This window comes from Rathayibacter sp. AY1B6 (genome assembly GCF_002932755.1).
Classification (GTDB): Bacteria; Actinomycetota; Actinomycetes; order Actinomycetales; family Microbacteriaceae; genus Rathayibacter.
This window is the reverse complement of sequence record NZ_PSWL01000012.1, coordinates 70,522-88,385: the sequence shown is the minus strand read 5'-3', so window position 1 is coordinate 88,385 and position 17,864 is coordinate 70,522. Positions and strand designations below refer to the sequence as shown.

Here is a 17,864-nt window from a genome sequence, read left to right as displayed (position 1 = left end):
GCTCGCCGCTACTTGGCGGCGGAGGTGGTGCGGTTCTCGGCCGACACCATCCAGGCGTACTGCTCGAGGCTCTGGATGATCGCGTGGAGGAGGTCCGCGCTGGTCGGGTCCTCCTCGTCCACCTGGTCGTGGACCTCGCGCATGGTGGCGGCGGTGTTCTCGAGGCGGATCGTGACCAGGTCGACGGTCTCGGCCGTGTCGATCTCGCCGTGCGGGTACTCGGGGAGGGTTGTCGTCGCCGCGACGGTGTCGCTGCGGCCGTCCGGGATCCCGTGGAGGGCGCGCATGCGCTCGGCGATGTCGTCGCTGAACTCGCGCGCAGCCTCGATGATCTCGTCGAGCTGCAGGTGGAGGTCGCGGAAGTTCTTGCCGACGACGTTCCAGTGGGCCTGCTTGCCCTGGACGTGGAGCTCGATCAGATCGACGAGGACGATCTGGAGGCTGTCGAGCAGCTCCTTGGAGGCCTTGAAGCCCTTCTCGGCGTTCTGGCGGCGGCTGGTCTTGGCACCGGAGCCCGCGGGGGCTTCGACGTGGCGTTCGAGGGTGGTGGTCATGGACCGTTCCTTTCTCTTGCAGTGCCGGGCGCGGTGTCCCGCCCCGAGTCTGGCTTCTTCGGCTGGACAGCGCCCGCACGCGCGGGGTGCGCGCGCTGGGCGGGGCCCGTGGTTGCGGGGATCAGATCGTGGCGACGGATCCGGAGTCGACGCGGTAGTTCGAGCCGTTCACGAACGAGGCGCGGTCGGAGCAGAGGAAGGCGATCACGGCTGCGACCTCCTCCGCCTCGCCCCGGCGCTTCAGCTCCATGTACGGCCGCTCCTCGTCGAGGAAGGACGAGATCGCCTCGTCGACCGAGGTGCCCCTCTGCTCGGCGCGCTTGGACATCATCGCGTCGGTCATCGGAGAGCGGATGAACGCGGGCGAGACCGTGTTCACGAGGAGGCCCTCCTGCGCGTAGGAGCGCGAGAGGCCCTTGGCGAAGGCGAGGACACCCGCCTTCGCGGCGCAGTAGGGCAGTTCGTCGTCGTAGGGCTGCACGGCGTCCTCGGAGGCGGTGAGCACGAGCCGGCCCCAGCCTCCGGAGCGGAGGTCGGGGAGGAACTCGCGCACGAGCCGCACGGGCCCGAGCAGGTCGACCTCGAGGGTGCTGGTCCAGCCCTCGTCGTCGATCTCGTGGAAGAGGCCCTGCGCCCCCGTGACCCCGGCGCACTGCACGAGGATGTCGATCCCGCCGACCGCTCCCGCCACCCGGCGGTGCAGCTCGGCGAGCTGCTCCGAGCTGGTGACGTCGGCGACGAAGGCGTGCAGGCGTCCCTCCGGAGCATCGAGCCCGGCCGCGGCCCGGTCCAGCTCCGCCTGGTCCTTGTCGGTGATCACGACGGTCGCGCCCTCGGCGAGGAGGAGCTGCGCCGTGGCCAGGCCGATGCCGGAGTCGCCTCCGGTGACGAGGGCGGTGCGGCCGGTGATTCCGAGGTCCATGCTGAGGTGCTCCTTGTGGGTGCGGTGCGAGGGGGTGGTTCCGGTCTACGCCCCTCGGGGCCGGCCCTCAACGGGTTGCGCGGAGGCCGTGGGCGGGGTTACGCGCGATCGGTCTCCTCGGGCGCCAGCTGCTCGATCGTGATGGCCGCGTTGATCAGCGCGAGGTGGCTGAGCCCCTGCGGCAGGTTGCCCCAGAAGGCCAGGTCGTCGACCGCGATCATCTCGGACATGATCCCGACGTCGTTCGGGACCGTGGCGACGAGCTCGTCCATCAGGGCGACCGACTCCTCGTGCCGACCGACGCAGGCCAGGGCGGAGGCGAGCCAGAACGAGCAGGCCACGAACGGGTGCTCCTCGCCCTCCATGCCGGAGTAGCGGAACAGCAGCGCGCCGCGGCCCAGCTCCTTCACCAGGGCGTCGATGGTCGAGACCATCCGCTCGCCGCGCTCGTAGCCGCTGGGCGCGTGCAGGAGCACCGAGGCGTCCAGCTCCTCGCTGCCGGGGTACATCACGTAGGAGCCGAGCTCCTCGGACCAGCAGTGCTCCTCGATCCACTCGCGGATGCGGTCCCGCTCGAAGCGCCAGCGCTCGGGGCTGCCCGCGACCTGGCCGAGCTCCGCCAGGTGCACGGCCGCGTCGAGCGCCTGCCAGCAGCCCATCTTCGAGGAGGTGTAGTGCTGCTCCTCCTCCAGCTCCCACATGCCCGCATCGCGGTTGCGCCACAGGTCGCAGGTGGTGTCGGCGACGCGGGCGAGGAGCCGGCCGGTCTGGATGTCGAGGACGTTGCCCTCGTCGACGTAGATGCGGCAGATGTCGAAGAGGTCGCCGAAGACGCCCAGCTGCAGCTGGCTCTGCGCTCCGTTGCCGGCGACGACCGGTCCGATGCCGGCGTAGCCCGGGACGTCGAACTCCTCGAGCACGGTCGGCATGGAGCCGTCGAGTCCGTAGAAGATGTGCAGGTCCGGCCCGTGCGCCTTGATCGTGCGGAGGAGCCAGGACAGCGCGGCGTGCGTCTCCTCGCGAAGGCCGAAGCGCACCAGCGCGTGCATCGTGTACGCGGCGTCGCGCACCCAGGCGAAGCGGTAGTCCCAGTTCTTCCCGCCGTTGGGCGACTCCGGGAGCGAGGTGGTCGCGGCCGCCGCGATGGCCCCGGTGGGCGAGTAGATCAGCAGCTTGAGCGCGAGGGCGCTGCGCTGGACGGCCTCGGACCACGGGCCGTCGTAGGAGAACTCCTCGGACCAGTCCTGCCAGCTGCGGATGGTGCGGTCGATGCCGCGGTCGACGTTCTTCGCGACGGGGAAGTGCAGCGGCTCGTCGTGCGTGGCCGAGACGACCAGGACGTGCCGCACCGCGTCCTTCCCCGCGGTCACGACGAAGGATCCCGTCAGCTCGTCGCCGGCACCGGAGGGCGCGTCGTCTCCGTCGGGCCCGTGCTCCTGGCCGGTGACGCCGATGGTGATGTCGCCGGCGCGGATGAGCGAGCGGCCGTCGGCGTTCTGGATCCACGGGGAGAACCGGCCGAGACCCGTCCCGGGGCGCACGGCCCACCGCATCCGCACCTCGCCGTCGACGCCGTCCACGCGGCGCGCGAGCTCGGCCCACGGGAGGCGGCCGGCGATCCCGGTGACGAGCGCGTCCGTCACGCGGACGGTGCCCGACTCGGTGGTGAAGGTGGTCTCGAGGACGTTCGTGTCGCGGATGTAGGCGCGCGAGACCTCGGCGGGCTCCTCGGGGGCGAGCTCGACGCAGCCGCCGGACTCGGCGTCGATCAGGGCGGCGAAGGCGGGGGTGGAGCCGAGGTCCGGGACGGGCATCCAGTCGACGCTGCCGTCCTTCGCGATCAGGGCGACCGTGCGACCGTCTCCGATCGCGGCGTAGTCGCGCAGGGGCCTGGTCGAGCGGGGTGCAGCCATCCCCTCACCGTAGGGCGCGGGCGGTGCGCCGATGCGGGCTTGCGGGCGGACGGGCTTGCTTGTAGCGCCCGGTCAGGTCGCGGCGACTCCGCCGTACTCCTCGAGGCGGTCGGTGAATTCGCCGCGGTCCTCGTCCTGCAGGACCCCGTTCGCGTACCCCGCGAGGAACGCGCCCTGCGGGTCCGGCGAGAGGCCGACTCCGTCGAGCATGTCGGCGACCAGGCCGGTCGGATCGGCGTCGAGGTCGACGAGGCCCAGCTCGATAGCGGGCACGAGGTCGGCGGAGGAGCGCGCGGTGACGATCCAGAGCGCGGCCGAGGCCTCCTCGTCCGAGAGGTCGCCGTCGAGCTCGTAGCCCGCCTCCGACCACTCCTCGGGGGTGTCGGCCACCTCGACGTCGTCGAAGCCGAGGGGCGAGAGCGCTGCCGTGAAGCGGTCGACCGCCGCCTGCCTATCGGCGTCGGTCGAGACGTCGGCGGCGGCGTACTCGGTCGCCGAGATGTAGTCGTAGAGGAGGGAGGGCCCGCCGTAGGCGTTCTGCGACTGCTCGTAGTACTCGTCGTCGGCCGAGGTCCACTCCTCGGGGACGGCGCCCTCGACGGCCGCGACGGCCTTCTCGGCACTCGCGCGCACGTCCTCCGCGGACGGCTGGCCGAGGATCGTCGCGGCGTCGCCGTCCTGGTAGCCGGGGTAGTCGTAGAGCGGATCGGACGGGTCCCCGCTGCCGAACGGGTCGTCCGTCGGGTCGCCGAACGGCTCGGCCGGAGCGCTCGTCGACGCGCTGCCGGCGGCGGAGTCGAGCGCGCCGCCCACTCCGACGGCGACGAGCGTGCCGAGCACGCCGGTGTAGACGACGCCCACGAGGAGGCTCGTGCCCAGCGCGATCCAGGCGCCCCTGCCGAGCGGGCGGTGGGAGGGGACGGAGCCCTGCGTCGGGCCCGGGGCGGGCGCGGGCGGCGGGCTCATCGGCATCTGGCTCATCGCACTCCTCCGGACTCCAACGGCAGCCTCGTCAGTCTGGCACCTCGGCGGGCGCTCGGAGGAGGGACCCCGGGGGCTTGCGCGCGCGTCGCCGACCTCCTGCGCCCGGGTGGCCGCCGCGTCGCCCCGGCCGGTGGACAATGGCCGGATGGACGACGTCGTGCCCGCCTCCCCGCTCCCCTCCCTCGGCGAGATCGACGCGGGACTCCGCGTCGTCGCTCTGCCGCTGCGCACCCGCTTCCGCGGCGTGGACCGCCGCGAGATCGCGCTGGTGCGCGGCCCCGAGGGCTGGACCGAGTTCTCGCCCTTCCTCGAGTACGGCGCGGAGGAGTCGGCGGCGTGGCTCCGGGCGGCGATCGACTACGGCTGGAGCGAGCAGCCGGCACCGCTCCGCGATCGCATCCCGGTGAACGCGACCGTCCCGGCCGTCGCGCCGCGCGAGGTCGCGGCAGTGCTCGCGAGCTATCACGGCTGCCGCACCGCGAAGGTGAAGGTCGCCGAGCGCGGCCAGACGCTGGCCGACGACGTGGCGCGGGTCGTCGAGGTCCGCCGCCTGCTCGGTCCGGAGGGCCGGATCCGCGTGGACGCGAACGGCGGCTGGAACCTCGACGAGGCCGAGCACGCCGTCCACGCCCTCGCGGAGTCCGACCTGGAGTACATCGAGCAGCCGTGCGCGAGCGTCGACGAGCTGGCGGAGCTGCGCTACCGGGTGAAGTACATGGGCATCCCGATCGCCGCCGACGAGAGCGTCCGCAAGGCCGCCGATCCGCTCGCCGTCGCCCGGGCCGGAGCCGCGGACCTGCTCGTCGTGAAAGCCCAGCCGCTCGGGGGGACGCGTCGGGCGCTGGCCCTCGTCGCCGAAGCGGGGCTGCCGGCGGTGGTCTCGAGCGCGATCGACAGCTCGGTCGGACTCGCGATGGGCGCCGCCCTGGCCGCGGCCCTCCCCGAGCTGCCCTTCGACTGCGGTCTCGGCACCGCGTCCCTCCTCGCCGCGGACGTCACGGAGCGGCCGCTGCGGCCGGTCGACGGCAGCATCCCCGTCGGCCGCGTGGAGGTCTCGGAGGAGCTCCTCTCCCGCCACGCGGTCTCGCCGGAGCGGCTGGTCTGGTGGCGGGCTCGGCTCCGCGACGCCTACGCGCAGCTCTGACCGTCGGCGCCGGCGCCGGTCCGGATTCCGTCCTCCGGCAGAATGGGAGGGTCGGCCGCCGGTGCCCGACGCGTCCCCCACCCTCGAGCATCGGAGCCCCGTGAGCGCATCGACCGTCCCCGTCTTCCTCGACTGCGACACCGGCATCGACGACTCGCTCGCCCTGGCCTACCTCCTCCGCTCGCCCCGGGCCCGCCTCGTCGGGATCAGCACGGTCAGCGGCAACACCGACGCCCGCCGGGCCGCCGTCAACAGCCTCGGCCTGCTCGCGCTGGCCGGTCGCGACGACGTGCCGGTCGCCGTGGGGGCGCACCACTTCCTCGAGGAGGACTACGCCGGCGGATCCCCGCACGTCCACGGCGACGACGGGATCGGCGGGGTCGCGCTGCCCGCGGGCGGCGAGCCGGTCGACGAGGATCCGGCCGATCTGCTCCTCCGTCTCGCCCGCGAGCACGAGGGAGAGCTGCGGCTGGTCGCGATCGGCCCGCTGACGAATCTCGCTCTCGCCCTCCGCGCGCACCCGGAGATCGCGTCCCTCGTCCACTCGGTGAGCGTGATGGGCGGAGCGGCGCTGGTCCCCGGCAACGTGACCGCCGTGGCGGAGGCCAACATCTGGCACGACCCGGCGGCCGCCGCCGAGGTCGTCGCGGCCGACTGGGACCTCACGCTCGTGCCCCTGGACGTGACCATGCGGCACCTGCTGACGGAGGAGGACCGCGGCGTGCTGCTCGCGTCGCCCGATCCCCTCGCGCAGGCCATCGGGCAGGCGCTCGACTTCTACTTCGACTTCTACGTCGGCCACTTCGGCGAGCGCACCGCCGCCATGCACGACCCCATGGCCGCCGCGATCGCCGTCGACGCCGTCGCTATCACCTCGGCCCCCCGCGTCCACGTCACGGTCGACGCCACCCACGGCCCCGGCCGCGGCCAGACCGTCGCCGACCTCCGCGGCATCTATCGCGGCGTCCACCCCTCCGACGCCCGCACCCGCGTCGTCCTCGCCCTCGACGCCCCCTTCGCCCCCCACCTCATCGACGTCGTCACCGCCGTCTGACCGGTCCGCCGGCGCCCCCGGCGTCCCGCTGCGCCCGCTGAGGGCACTCGACCGGCACCGCTCCGGCCACGGTCCGTCCGCGCCCCGGATCGGACACGCGCACCCTGCTGGACGCTCGATCAGCAGGCATCGCCCACGCGCATCCGTGCCACGGGATCTCGAATCAGCCGCCCGCACGCCCGTGTCACGAGATCTCGATGCGCACACTGCCCTCGCTGCTCGATCAGCCTGTCCCGGCGACCGCCCCCCTTCCGGGCCCGTCCGCGAAGCGGAGCCCGCCCGATCCCGACCGCGAGCCGACGCCGGTCGGACCGCGTCCGCCGAGCAGAACCCCCAGAACTCGCTCGCGAAGCGCACCCCGCCGGTCCCGACCGCGAGGCGCAGCGCACCCGCACTCGACCGCGAAGCGGAAGCCCCCCCCGAACCCGACCGCGAAGCGGAGCCCCCCTCAGCGGCGACCGCGAAGCGGAGCCGTCATCGGTCCACGTCCTAGGGCTGGGTCGGCGGGGCCTGGTGGGGTCGATCGCAAGGCGGAGGCGTCGGGCGTAGCGGCGCTACGTTCGTCGCCGACAACGCCGCGAGCGGCCCCGCCAGGCCCCGCCGATCACATGCCGGTGTCGAGGCCGGAGTAGGCGTGGAGTCCCTTGAAGAACACGTTGACGACGCCGAAGTTGAACATGACGGCGGCGAAGCCGACGATGGCGAGCCAGGCGGAGGGGGTGCCGCGCCAGCCGCGGGTGGCGCGGGCGTGGATGTAGCCGGCGTAGATGGTCCAGATGATGAAGGTCCAGACCTCCTTGGTGTCCCAGCCCCAGTAGCGGCCCCAGGCCTTCTCGGCCCAGACGGCGCCGGCGATGAGGGTGAAGGTCCAGAGGATGAAGCCGAGGATCGTGACGCGGTAGGCGAGGTTCTCGAGGGTGAGGGAGCTGGGGAGGGTGCGCAGGAAGCGGAGGACCGAGCGGGGGCTGTCGCCGGAGGATTCGCGGCGGGCCTGGAGGAGCTGGGTGACCGAGAGCGCGAAGCCGAGGGCGAAGAAGGCGGTGCCGAGGATCGCGACGAGCACGTGGATCACGAGCCAGTACGACTGGAGTGCCGGCGGGAGCGGGACGACGGCGACGTAGTAGTTGACGGTCGCGATGCCGAGGAGTACCAGGACGAGGCCGGTGATGAACGCTCCGAGGAAGCGGAGGTCCCAGCGCAGCTGGACGGCGAGGAACACGCCGATGATGATGAGCGTCCCGGTCATGGAGAACTCGTACATGTTCGCCCAGGGGACGCGGCCGGCGGCGACGCCGCGGAGGACGGTCGCGGCGAGGTGCAGCACGAAGCCGAGGAGCGTGAGCGAGAACCCGATGCGCATGGTCTTCGAGCGGGCGGGGGCGCGGTAGACCTCGTCCTCGACCCGGCTGCCGATGCGGGAGAGCGTCGCGGTGCGTCCGGAGCCGGCGGCGGCGACGGTGGCCTTGCCGCTGGCCGCGCGGTCGGCGGCGGCCGCGGACGCGACGCGCTCCGCCTCCTGCACGACCTCGATCGACTCGCCGTCGGCCAGGGAGGCGCGGCGGGCGAGGTCGATCGCGAAGAAGACGAACGCCATGGCGTAGATGCCCATGGCGGAGGAGAGGCACAGCACCGAGTACTGCGAGAGGGTCGCGATCACCTCCTCAGGGTAATCGCTCGCCGCCCCGCCCGCCCCTTCGCGGTTGCACAGACTCGGCCCCTGCCCAGCCGGGTGACGGCCGTGGAGGGATCTCCGGGTGCCGGGTCAGTCGAGCGGGGCGTGCCGGTCGGCGATCGTCCGCACGGCGCGCACCAGCTGCGGGTCCTCGCCGCGCGCGAGTCCCGCGTACTCGAGGAGCAGTCCGCCGTCGTCCTGGGCGGTCGCCTTCACCCACACGCGGCGCCGCGGGACGAACAGCGAGGTGAGGAGTCCGGCGAGCACGAGGATCGCGAAGAGCAGCACCCAGCCCTGGGTCGCGTCGTGGTGGATGTCGAACGAGGCGAAGCGCTTGACGCTGTCGGTGCCGATCCGCGTCGGGTCGGCGCCCGTGTTGTCGAAGGTCACGCTGCCGAGCCCGTTCGGGAGCTCGGCCGTGTCGCCGGGCTTCAGGGTGATCGGCGCGACGCCGGTGGTGCCGCCGGTGAGCCGGGTCAGCGAGTCGGTGTTGAGCACGTAGACGGACGTGGGCACTCCCCCGTCGAGGCCGAGGTCGCCGGCGAAGACGTTCAGCGAGAGCACGGGGTACTGCAGGTCGGGGAAGATCGAGGTCGACGCCCCGGAGGCCAGCGTGTCCTGCGTCGGGTAGAAGAAGCCGGTGAGGCCCAGCTGCTCGGAGAGCCCGTCCGGCACCTTGACGACGCCGACGGAGGTCAGGTTCGCGTCCTGCGGGAGGAACGGCACCGAGTCGGTGAAGATCGCGCGGCCGGAGGGGTCGCGGACCGTGATCGTCGGGGCGTACCCGTTGCCGAGGAGGTAGACGTTCGTGCCGCCGATCGCCAGAGGGTCGTTGACCTTGATCGTGCGGTCCTCGGTGCCCCCGCCGCGCTCGGAGGTCGTGACGTTCGCGGTGAAGTCGACGGGCTGGCCGAGCGCCGACTGGTTCTGCTCCTCGTACTTCACGTCGAGGCTGTCGAGGGTCAGCTGGTACGGGTCGAGCTGGCTGCTGTCGAAGAAGCGGCCGGGGTTGAAGGAGTCGTAGGCCGCGAGGTTGTTCGCGAACCCCTGCGAGCCCTCGACCAGCACGCGCTGCCCGCTGTAGCCGAAGCCGCCGCCCACGCCGACGGCGACGAGGATGCCGACCAGGGCGGAGTGGAAGACCAGGTTGCCCGTCTCGCGGAGGTAGCCGCGCTCGGCCGAGACGCTCGACCAGCGGCCGCGCGGGTCGTCGTAGCGCTCGACGCGGTAGCCCGCCCGGCGCAGGACGGAGTGGGCGGAGGCGACGGCCTCCTCCTCCGTCGCGCCCTCGACCTCGCGGACGGTGTAGCCGGCGAGGCGCTGCAGCCGAGCAGGGGTCCGCGGCGGCCGCGAGCGCATCGCCTGGAAGTGGTGGCGCGTGCGCGGGACGATGCAGCCGATCAGGGAGATGAACAGCAGCAGGTAGATGCTCGAGAACCAGGCGGAGGTGTAGGTGTCGAACGCCTGCACCTTGTCGAGCAGGGGCGCGAGGTCGGGGTTGTCGACGAAGTACTGCGTCACGCCGTTGGGGTCGGAGGAGCGCTGCGGCACGAGCGATCCGGGGACCGCCGCGATCGCGAGCAGTAGCAGCAGGAACAGCGCGGTGCGCATGCTGGTGAGCTGGCGCCACATCCAGCGGACCCAGCCGGTGAAGCCGAGGGTCGGCTGCGTGACGGTGCCGTCGGAGTCGTAGTGGTCGGCGGGGCGGAAGGAGGCGTCCGTCTTCCGCTGCGCGGCCTCGTCGGGGCGGCGCGTGCTCTCCTCGGGCTCAGATCGCCGGCTGGAAGCCATCGATCACCGCCGAGAGGGATCCGTAGACGAGGGTGTTCCAGATGCCCGTGACCATCAGGACTCCGATCAGGACGAGGGCGGCTCCGCCGAGGATGTTGACCACGCGGATGTGGCGCTTCACGAAGGCGAGCGTGCTGGTCACCCAGCTGAAGCCGAAGGCGACGAGGAGGAAGGGGATGCCGAGTCCGAGGCAGTAGACCAGGGCGAGGAGCGCTCCGCGCCAGGGCGAGCCGACGCCGTAGCTGAGGGCGAGGATCGAGCTCAGCGTCGGGCCGAGGCAGGGCGTCCAGCCGACGCCGAAGACGATGCCGAGCAGCGGCGCCCCGATGAGCCCGGTGGCGGGACGGATCCCGGGCCGGAGCGTGCGCTGGAGGAACGAGAACTGCCCGATGAAGACGAGCCCCATCGCGATCACGACGAGCCCGAGGACCCGGGTGATCAGGTCGGTGTACTGGCGCAGCCAGAAGCCGACCGTGCCGGCCGCCGCACCGTAGAGGACGAACACCAGCGAGAATCCGAGCACGAACAGGAGCACGCCCAGCACGACCCGGCGGCGCCCGCGGGCCGCCCGCTCGTCGGCGTCGGTGAATCCGCCGACGTAGGCGAGGTAGCCGGGTACCAGCGGGAGCACGCAGGGCGACGCGAAGGACACGAGACCGGCCAGGAGCGCGATCGGCACGGCCAGCAGGAGCTGACCGCTGACGACGATGTCGCCCACGCCGCTACTCCCCCTCGGCGAGCGTGTCGCCCACGAGGGTCGAGAGGATCGACGCCTCCTGGAGCTGCCCGAGGATGCGCGACGCGACGCGCCCCTCCTGGTCGAGGACGAGCGTCGTGGGCACGGCGTTCGGCGGGACGGTGCCGGTGAAGGCGAGCTGCACGGAGGAGTCGGTGTCGACGATCGAGGGGTAGCCGAGCCCGAAGGTCTCGGCGAACGCGGCCGCGGTGGGCGCCTGGTCGCGCACGTTGACGCCGACGAACGAGACGCCCTTGTCGGCGAACTCCGTGTTCACCGTCTCGAGGTCCGCGGCCTCGGCGCGGCACGGGGCGCAGCTGGCGTACCAGAAGTTGACGACGACGACCTGCCCGGCGAGGTCGGCGGAGTCGATCGTCGCGCCGGTCTCGTCGGTGCCGGAGAAGACGATGGGGTCGTCCCGCTCCGCGGCGGCGATCTCGGTGACGGTGCCGTCCCCCGAGATGTAGCCCTTGTTGCTGCCGTTGCGGTACTGGTCGGCGAGCGGATCCTCGGTGCAGCCCGTCAGCGCGAGCGCGGCGGCCAGCGCGAGGACGCCCGCGGCGCGGAGCCGCCCCGTCCGGCGCATCAGACCGCTCCCACGTCGGTGGCCAGGCCCTGCAGGCCGGCGGCCGGGTCGGAGTAGCCGACCTCGACGAAGCCGTCGCCGCGGCGCTCGAGGGTCGTGATGCTCGACAGGGCGCAGCGGCGCTTGCGCGGGTCGTGGAACAGGCGCTCGCCGGCGAGGGCGCGGTGGACGGTCCAGATGGGGAGCTGGTGGCTGACGATCGCGGCGTCGCCCTCCTCGGTGCTCTCCCACGCCGACTCGATCGCCGCGTACATCCGCGCCGAGATGGAGAGGTACGGCTCGCCCCAGCTGGGCTCGAAGGGGTTGCGGAGCCAGGGCCAGTGCTTGGGGTTCCGCAGGGCGGAGCTGCGCGCGGCGAGGGACTTCCCCTCGAAGCGGTTGCTCGGCTCGATCACCCGCTCGTCGGTGCGGATCTCGAGCTCGAACGCCTGCGAGATCGGCTGCGCGGACTCCTGCGTGCGCTGGAGCGGCGAGGCGATCAGCGTCGTGACGTGGCGCCGGCGCTCGAGCAGGTCGTCGGCGGCGGAGCGGGCCATGCGGTGGCCCAGATCCGAGAGCCGGAAGCTCGGGAGTCGTCCGTAGAGGACCCGGTCGGGGTTGAACACCTCGCCGTGCCGCACGAGATGGATCTGATCGGCAACCACGAGCGTCAAGTGTACGGAACGCGGCGTGGGGGAACGCCGGGAAAGGGTCGCCTGAGCCGGACCTGAGCGGAGCCTCAGCGGCGCGCCGACACCGCCGCCGAGAGCCGCCGCACCAGCGGCCCGGGCAGGTGCCGCACGACGGCCATCGGGACCCCGAAGCGCACCGACGGCACCGACACGACGGAGCCGCGCGCGACGTCGCGGAGGAACTCCTCCACCACCGCGTCCGCGTCGAGCCAGAGGAGGGAGGGGATGGAGGAGGTGTCCATCGCCGCCCGCTCGTGGAACTCGGTGCGCACCCAGCCCGGGCAGAGCGCGGCGGAGCGGACGCCGGTGCCGCGCAGCTCGACGGCCAGCGACTGCGCGAAAGCGGTCGCCCACGCCTTCACCGCGGAGTAGGGACCGAGGTGCACGAAGCCCGCGACGCTCGACACGGTGAGGATCGCGCCGCGTCCGCGGGCGGTCATCGCCTCCGCCGCCGCTCCCGAGAGCACGGCCACCGAGCGCACCATCACCTCGAAGGCGTGGTCCTGGGCGGCGACGTCCGGCTCGGCGAACGTCCCGTCGATCCCGAAGCCGGCGTTGTTCACGAGGACGCGGACGGGCCGGGCCGGATCGACGAGCCGCGCGCGCACGTGCTCGACCTGCTCGCGGTCGCCGAGGTCGGCAGGCAGGACCTCGACCGCTGCGGCGCCGAGGTCGCGCAATCCGGCCGCGGCCTCCTGGAGGCGCTGCTCGCTGCGGGCGACGAGGACGAGGCTCCAGCCGCGGCGCGCGAACGCCCGCGCGAAGGCGAGGCCGATGCCGGAGGACGCGCCGGTGATCAGTGCGGTGCTCATGCTCCGACGCTACCCGCGGACCCCGCGTGCGATCTGCAGGACCTCGTGCGATCTGCAGGCTCGCGTGCCATCCGCAGGCTCGCGTGCGATCTGCAGGCCCCCGTGCCATCTGCAGGCTCCCGTGTGGTCTGCAGGCCCCCGTGCGATCTGCAGGCTCCCGTGCGGTCTGCAGGTGATCGGTCTCCTCCGGCAGGTTCTGCGCCGCGGAATCGCACTTCCCCGCCGGAACCCCTGCAGATCGCACCTGCACAGCGCACACTCCCCTGCAGATCGCACGCACCCCTGCAGATCGCCGACCCACCTGCAGACGACACACCTGCCCGCCCGCGCTCCGCCGCACCCGATCGCCGCCCGGCGGCCCCCGAGTAGACTCCCCTACCGTGACCGACGAGACCCGCCCCCCCCGTACCACCGTCAAGAAGCTCGCCGCCCTCGAAGACGGGCCGGTGCGTGTCTCCGGCTGGGTCGAGACCGTGCGCGACCAGAAGAAGGTGCAGTTCGTCGTCCTGCGCGACGAGTCCGGTGCTGTGCAGCTGGTGAACCCGGCCGTGCGCGAGGCGGTCGAGGGCGACGACGCGTCGGCCGCGCGCCTCGCGATCACCGAGGAGATCTCCGGCCTCGCCCAGGGCTCCTTCCTCACCGTCACCGGTGCGCTCAAGCACGACGAGCGTGTGAAGCTCGGCGGCATCGAGGTCAAGCTCGAGACCCTCGAGGTCGTCGCCGCGTCGATCCCGGAGGCGCCGATCGCGCCCGACTCCGGCATCGACAAGCGGATGGACTGGCGATTCCTCGACCTGCGCCGTCCCGAGCAGAACCTCATCGCCCGCGTGCAGACCACGTTCGAGCACGCGCTGCGCACGTACTGGATCGAGCACGACTTCATCGAGATCCACACCCCGAAGCTCATGGCGAGCGCCTCGGAGTCGCGGGCCGAGCTCTTCGAGGTCGAGTACTTCGAGACGAAGGCCTACCTCGCGCAGAGCCCCCAGTTCTTCAAGCAGATGGCGCAGCCCGCCGGGTTCGGCAAGGTCTTCGAGGTCGGCCCCGCCTTCCGCGCCGACCCGAGCTTCACCTCGCGTCACGCGACCGAGTTCACGAGCGTCGACGCCGAGGTCTCCTGGATCGACTCGCACGAGGACGTGATGGAGCTGCACGAGCAGCTGATGGTCGCCGGCCTGACCGCCGTCGTCGAGAAGCACGGCGCCGAGGTCAAGGCGCTCTTCGACATCGACCTGACCGTCCCGACCACGCCGTTCCCGCGCATCCCGCTCGCCGAGGCCAAGCGCATCGTCGCCGAGCGCGGCTACGAGGTGCCTCGCGCCGACGACGACATGGACCCCGAGGGCGAGCGCCGCATCGCGGCCTACGTGCAGGAGGAGTTCGGGCACGACTTCGTGTTCCTCACCGACTACGCGTCGAGCATCCGGCCGTTCTACCACATGCGCCGCGAGGGCGACGGGACGATCACCAACAGCTACGACCTCATCTACAACGGCGTCGAGATCTCGACTGGAGCGCAGCGCGAGCACCGCGTCGACGTCCTCGTCGAGCAGGCCCGCGAGAAGGGCCTGGAGCCGGAGGAGCTCGAGTTCTACCTCGACTTCTTCCGCTACGGCGTCCCGCCGCACGGCGGCTTCGGCATGGGCCTCTCACGCGTGATCATGCTGATGCTGAACCAGGCGAACCTCCGCGAGGTCACCTACCTGTTCCGCGGCCCGACCCGCCTGCTGCCCTAGGCGCGGACCCCGGTCGAGGGAACCCCGGACCGTCGAGGCCGCCAGCAGCAGCTGGTTCCCTCGACGGGCCGGGGTTCCCTCGCGTCAGCGGCGCCTGCCCGAGTTCTACGAGCTGACGACCGGCGGCGTCCTGCTGTCGATCATCCCGCTCGCCATCGCCATGATCGTGCTGCAGCGCTTCTGGCGCGGCGGCCTGACGGAAGGCTCCGTGAAGTGACGACTCCCCCGACGACCTCCCACTACCTGACGGACACCGGACCGGGCTCCGGCCGCCGCCGGGCCGCGCGCTCGTGGCTGCACACCGACGCCCCGGCGCTCCCGCTGGACGGGGAGTGGCGCTTCCGCCTGCTCCCCGCCGCTCCGGGGACCCCGGGCGGCGCCGGCGTGCTGCCGGAGGGCGAGGGCGTGGACGCCGTCGGGGACGAGTCGTTCGACGACTCCGGCTGGGACCTGATGCGGGTGCCCTCGCACTGGGTGCTGCAGGGCGACGGGCGCTACGGACTGCCGGCCTACACGAACGTGCAGTTCCCGTTCCCGACCGAGCCGCCGTTCGTGCCGGACGCGAACCCGACGGGCGACTACCGCCGCACCGTCGTGATCCCGGAGGAGTGGGACTCCGCCGAGGCGGTCGTCCTGCGCTTCGACGGGGTCGAGTCCCGCTACCGCGTCTGGGTCAACGGCGTCGAGATCGGGATCGGCTCCGGCAGCCGGCTCGCGCAGGAGTTCGACGTCACCGGCGTCGTCCGCCCGGGCGAGAACCTCGTCGTGGTCCGCGTGCACCAGTGGTCGGCCTCGAGCTACGTGGAGGACCAGGACCAGTGGTGGCTGCCGGGGATCTTCCGCTCGGTGCACCTGCTCGCGCGCCCCGTCGGCGGGATCGAGGACGTGTGGCTGCGCTCCTCCTTCGCCGGCGGCGCGGGCCGCATCGAGGCGGAGGTGACCGCCGCGGCCGATGCGTTCCCGCTGACGCTGCGCGTGCCCGGGCTCGGGATCGAGACGGTCTGGGCCTCGGCGGAGGAGATCGCCGCGATCGAGGTCCCCGAGGTCGAGCCGTGGTCGGCGGAGGCTCCGCGCCTCTACGACGCGACGCTCGCCTCCGCCGGCGAGACGGTCTCGCTGCGGCTCGGCTTCCGCACGGTCGAGATCCGCGGCGACCGCTTCCTGGTCAACGGCGAGCGCGTCGTCTTCCACGGCGTCAACCGCCACGAGACGCACCCCGACCGCGGCCGCGCGTTCGACGAGGACTCCGCCCGCGAGGACCTCGCGATGATGAAGCGCTTCAACGTGAACGCCATCCGCACCAGCCACTATCCGCCGCACCCGCGTCTGCTCGACCTCGCCGACGAGCTCGGCTTCTGGGTGGTCCTCGAGTGCGATCTCGAGACCCACGGGTTCGAGCGCGTCGGCTGGGCCGGCAACCCCAGCGACGACCCCGCGTGGCGCGAGGCGTACCTCGACCGCATCGAGCGGACCGTCGAGCGCGACAAGAACCATCCGAGCATCGTGCTCTGGTCCCTCGGCAACGAGGCGGGCACCGGCGCGAACCTCGCCGCGATGTCCGCCTGGGTGCACGGGCGCGACCCGGAGCGCCCCGTCCACTACGAGGGCGACTACACCGGCGCCTACACCGACGTGTACTCGCGGATGTACTCCTCGATCCCCGAGACCGAGCGGATCGGCACCGACGGCTCGCTCACTCCGCTGCTCGGCTGCTCCCCCGGCGAGTCCGCGCGGCAGCGCTCCAAGCCCTTCCTGCTCTGCGAGTACGTGCACGCGATGGGCAACGGCCCGGGAGCGATCGACCAGTACGAGGACCTCGTCGACCGCTTCCCGCGGCTGCACGGCGGCTTCGTCTGGGAGTGGCGCGACCACGGCCTGCGGGCGCGCACGCCGGACGGCGTCGAGTACTACGCGTACGGCGGCGACTTCGGCGAGGTGGTGCACGACGGCAACTTCGTGATGGACGGCATGGTGCTCTCCGACGGCACGCCCAGCCCGGGCCTGTTCGAGTGGAAGCAGATCGTCGCCCCGGTGCGCCTCACGGTCCGCGGCGACGGCGTCGTCATCGAGAACCGCCGGCACGACGCCTCCACCGCCGATCTGCGCTTCGCGTGGCGGGTCGAGCGGGACGGGCGGGTCACCGCGGAGGGAGTGCTCGACGCCCCGGTGATCGCGGCCGGCGACGCCGTGCACGTGGAGCTCCCTCCGCTCGAGGTGCGCCCCGGCGGCGAGACCTGGCTCACCGTCGACGCGGTCCTCGACGCCACGACCGCCTGGGCGGAGGAGGGCCACGTGCTCTCCACCGGTCAGCACCTCCTCGCCGCCCCCTCGGCGGTGCCCGCATGGACCCGAGCCGTCCGCTCCGCCCCGCCGCTCGAGGGCGGTGCGCTCGGAGTCGCGCGGTTCCGCGACGGCCGGCTCTCCTCTCTCGCGGGCCTGCCCGTCGACGGACCGCGCGCCGAGCTCTGGCGCGCCCCGACCGACAACGACGAGGGCGAGGGCTTCCCCGGCTACGTCGCCGGCGACCCCTTCGACGGCGACGGCCGCGGGACCCCGGCCCCCTCCTCCGCCGCCCGCTGGCGCGAGGCCGGACTCGACCGCCTGGTCGGCCGCGTGCAGGAGGTGGACGCCTCCGCCGGTCTCCGCCGCGTGACCCGCTTCTCGGCCGCGGACCTCGACGCGGGACTCCTGATGGAGGAGCGCTGGAGCGTCGACGGCGAGAGCACGGTCCTCCGCGTCGATCTCGTGCCGACCCGGGGCTGGGACTCCGTGTGGCCGCGACTGGGCATCCGGATCGACCTGCCCGCGTCGATCGACGGCGCGGAGTGGTTCGGCACCGGCCCGCTCGAGTCCTACCCCGACAGCCTCCGGGCCGCGCGGGTGGGGCGCTTCACGGCGGCGATGGACCGGCTGACGACTCCCTACGCCCGCCCTCAGGAGAGCGGTCACCGCAGCAGCGTGCGCGAGCTGACGCTGATGGACGCGGGCTCGCCCCGGCTCCGCATCGAGGCCGCGCGCGACCTGCACGGGCGCCTCCCCGGCTTCACCCTGGCGCGGCACACGCCGCAGGAGATCACGTCCGCCGCGCACCCGCACGAGCTGCCGGAGTCGGAGCGCGCGGTCCTCGTGATCGACGCCGCCCAGCACGGCCTGGGCTCGCGCGCGTGCGGTCCGGACGTGTGGCCCGACTTCCAGCTGCGGCCGGAGGCGCGGACGATCCTGCTCCGCTTCACCGCGGCCGGCTGAGCACCGGCAGAGGACGAGGGAAGGCCCGCGGGATCGCGTCCCG

General features: G+C 72.7%; 14 protein-coding genes and 1 pseudogene. 5 read left to right on the top strand and 10 right to left on the bottom strand.

Annotated features, from left to right (window positions below):
- Nucleotides 1-8: 8 nt before the first annotated feature.
- The 4 genes from C5D08_RS08420 to C5D08_RS16995 form a co-directional block, all read right to left on the bottom strand.
- Nucleotides 9-554 (bottom strand): Dps family protein, encoded by a 546-nt coding sequence (locus C5D08_RS08420; RefSeq protein WP_104223596.1) that lies wholly within the window; start codon nt 552-554, stop codon nt 9-11.
- A 121-nt stretch (nt 555-675) separates the two neighbouring features.
- Nucleotides 676-1,476: an SDR family NAD(P)-dependent oxidoreductase gene (locus C5D08_RS08415; RefSeq protein ID WP_104276649.1), complete on the bottom strand. Its 801-nt coding sequence runs from the start codon at nt 1,474-1,476 to the stop codon at nt 676-678.
- Between the two features lie 98 nt (nt 1,477-1,574).
- Nucleotides 1,575-3,389 (bottom strand): glycoside hydrolase family 15 protein, encoded by a 1,815-nt coding sequence (locus C5D08_RS08410; RefSeq protein WP_104276648.1) that lies wholly within the window; start codon nt 3,387-3,389, stop codon nt 1,575-1,577.
- Nucleotides 3,390-3,461: 72 nt separating this feature from the next.
- Entirely contained in the window at nt 3,462-4,370 is a 909-nt protein-coding gene (locus C5D08_RS16995; RefSeq protein ID WP_181110028.1) for a hypothetical protein, read from the bottom strand.
- Nucleotides 4,371-4,518: 148 nt separating this feature from the next.
- On the opposite strand from C5D08_RS16995, the gene C5D08_RS08400 reads away from it, so the two are divergent.
- Nucleotides 4,519-5,517 carry an o-succinylbenzoate synthase gene (locus C5D08_RS08400; RefSeq protein WP_104276647.1) on the top strand — a complete coding sequence of 333 codons (999 nt, stop codon included), beginning with the start codon at nt 4,519-4,521 and terminating at the stop codon, nt 5,515-5,517.
- 100 nt (nt 5,518-5,617) lie between these two features.
- Entirely contained in the window at nt 5,618-6,571 is a 954-nt protein-coding gene (locus C5D08_RS08395) for a nucleoside hydrolase (protein WP_104276646.1), read from the top strand.
- A gap of 604 nt (nt 6,572-7,175) precedes the next feature.
- On the opposite strand, the gene ccsB is transcribed toward C5D08_RS08395, so the two are convergent.
- The 6 genes from ccsB to C5D08_RS08365 all read right to left on the bottom strand — a co-directional run bounded on the left by ccsB (nt 7,176) and on the right by C5D08_RS08365 (nt 12,839).
- On the bottom strand, nt 7,176-8,180 hold the full coding sequence (ccsB, locus tag C5D08_RS08390; protein ID WP_104249832.1) for a c-type cytochrome biogenesis protein CcsB: 1,005 nt from the start codon (nt 8,178-8,180) through the stop codon (nt 7,176-7,178).
- Between the two features lie 153 nt (nt 8,181-8,333).
- On the bottom strand, nt 8,334-10,034 hold the full coding sequence (locus C5D08_RS08385; RefSeq protein WP_104276645.1) for a cytochrome c biogenesis protein ResB: 1,701 nt from the start codon (nt 10,032-10,034) through the stop codon (nt 8,334-8,336).
- Complete coding sequence (locus tag C5D08_RS08380; RefSeq protein WP_244230512.1) at nt 10,012-10,752, bottom strand: cytochrome c biogenesis CcdA family protein; 741 nt, start codon at nt 10,750-10,752, stop codon at nt 10,012-10,014. The genes C5D08_RS08385 and C5D08_RS08380 overlap by 23 nt, the downstream gene beginning before the upstream one ends.
- A 4-nt stretch (nt 10,753-10,756) precedes the next feature.
- Nucleotides 10,757-11,356, bottom strand: a complete 600-nt coding sequence (locus tag C5D08_RS08375) for a TlpA disulfide reductase family protein (RefSeq protein WP_104276644.1) — start codon at nt 11,354-11,356, stop codon at nt 10,757-10,759.
- The gene (locus C5D08_RS08370; protein WP_104276643.1) at nt 11,356-12,000 is read right to left on the bottom strand and encodes a histidine phosphatase family protein; all 645 of its coding nucleotides are present in this window, start codon (nt 11,998-12,000) and stop codon (nt 11,356-11,358) included. Before C5D08_RS08370 ends, C5D08_RS08375 begins: the two co-directional genes overlap by 1 nt.
- A gap of 74 nt (nt 12,001-12,074) precedes the next feature.
- Nucleotides 12,075-12,839, bottom strand: a complete 765-nt coding sequence (locus tag C5D08_RS08365; RefSeq protein WP_104276642.1) for an SDR family oxidoreductase — start codon at nt 12,837-12,839, stop codon at nt 12,075-12,077.
- A 380-nt stretch (nt 12,840-13,219) separates the two neighbouring features.
- On the opposite strand from C5D08_RS08365, the gene aspS reads away from it, so the two are divergent.
- From aspS to C5D08_RS08350, 3 genes and pseudogenes are all read left to right on the top strand, one after another.
- Entirely contained in the window at nt 13,220-14,575 is a 1,356-nt protein-coding gene (gene aspS / locus C5D08_RS08360) for an aspartate--tRNA(Asn) ligase (protein WP_258067362.1), read from the top strand.
- Between the two features lie 79 nt (nt 14,576-14,654).
- A pseudogene (locus tag C5D08_RS17320) lies at nt 14,655-14,792 on the top strand (carbohydrate ABC transporter permease); the annotation flags it as partial.
- Nucleotides 14,789-17,821: a glycoside hydrolase family 2 TIM barrel-domain containing protein gene (locus tag C5D08_RS08350; protein ID WP_219815163.1), complete on the top strand. Its 3,033-nt coding sequence runs from the start codon at nt 14,789-14,791 to the stop codon at nt 17,819-17,821. The pseudogene C5D08_RS17320 and the gene C5D08_RS08350, both read left to right, overlap by 4 nt.
- The last annotated feature ends 43 nt before the right edge of the window (nt 17,822-17,864 follow it).

Coding starts and splice junctions, on each gene's coding strand:
- ccsB (WP_104249832.1), bottom strand. CDS start 8,180: ATGGGCATCTACGCCATGGCGTTCGTCTTCTTCGCGATCGACCTCGCC.
- C5D08_RS08400 (WP_104276647.1), top strand. CDS start 4,519: ATGGACGACGTCGTGCCCGCCTCCCCGCTCCCCTCCCTCGGCGAGATC.
- C5D08_RS08415 (WP_104276649.1), bottom strand. CDS start 1,476: ATGGACCTCGGAATCACCGGCCGCACCGCCCTCGTCACCGGAGGCGAC.
- C5D08_RS08365 (WP_104276642.1), bottom strand. CDS start 12,839: ATGAGCACCGCACTGATCACCGGCGCGTCCTCCGGCATCGGCCTCGCC.
- C5D08_RS08410 (WP_104276648.1), bottom strand. CDS start 3,389: ATGGCTGCACCCCGCTCGACCAGGCCCCTGCGCGACTACGCCGCGATC.
- C5D08_RS16995 (WP_181110028.1), bottom strand. CDS start 4,370: ATGAGCCAGATGCCGATGAGCCCGCCGCCCGCGCCCGCCCCGGGCCCG.
- C5D08_RS08385 (WP_104276645.1), bottom strand. CDS start 10,034: ATGGCTTCCAGCCGGCGATCTGAGCCCGAGGAGAGCACGCGCCGCCCC.
- C5D08_RS08420 (WP_104223596.1), bottom strand. CDS start 554: ATGACCACCACCCTCGAACGCCACGTCGAAGCCCCCGCGGGCTCCGGT.
- C5D08_RS08375 (WP_104276644.1), bottom strand. CDS start 11,356: ATGCGCCGGACGGGGCGGCTCCGCGCCGCGGGCGTCCTCGCGCTGGCC.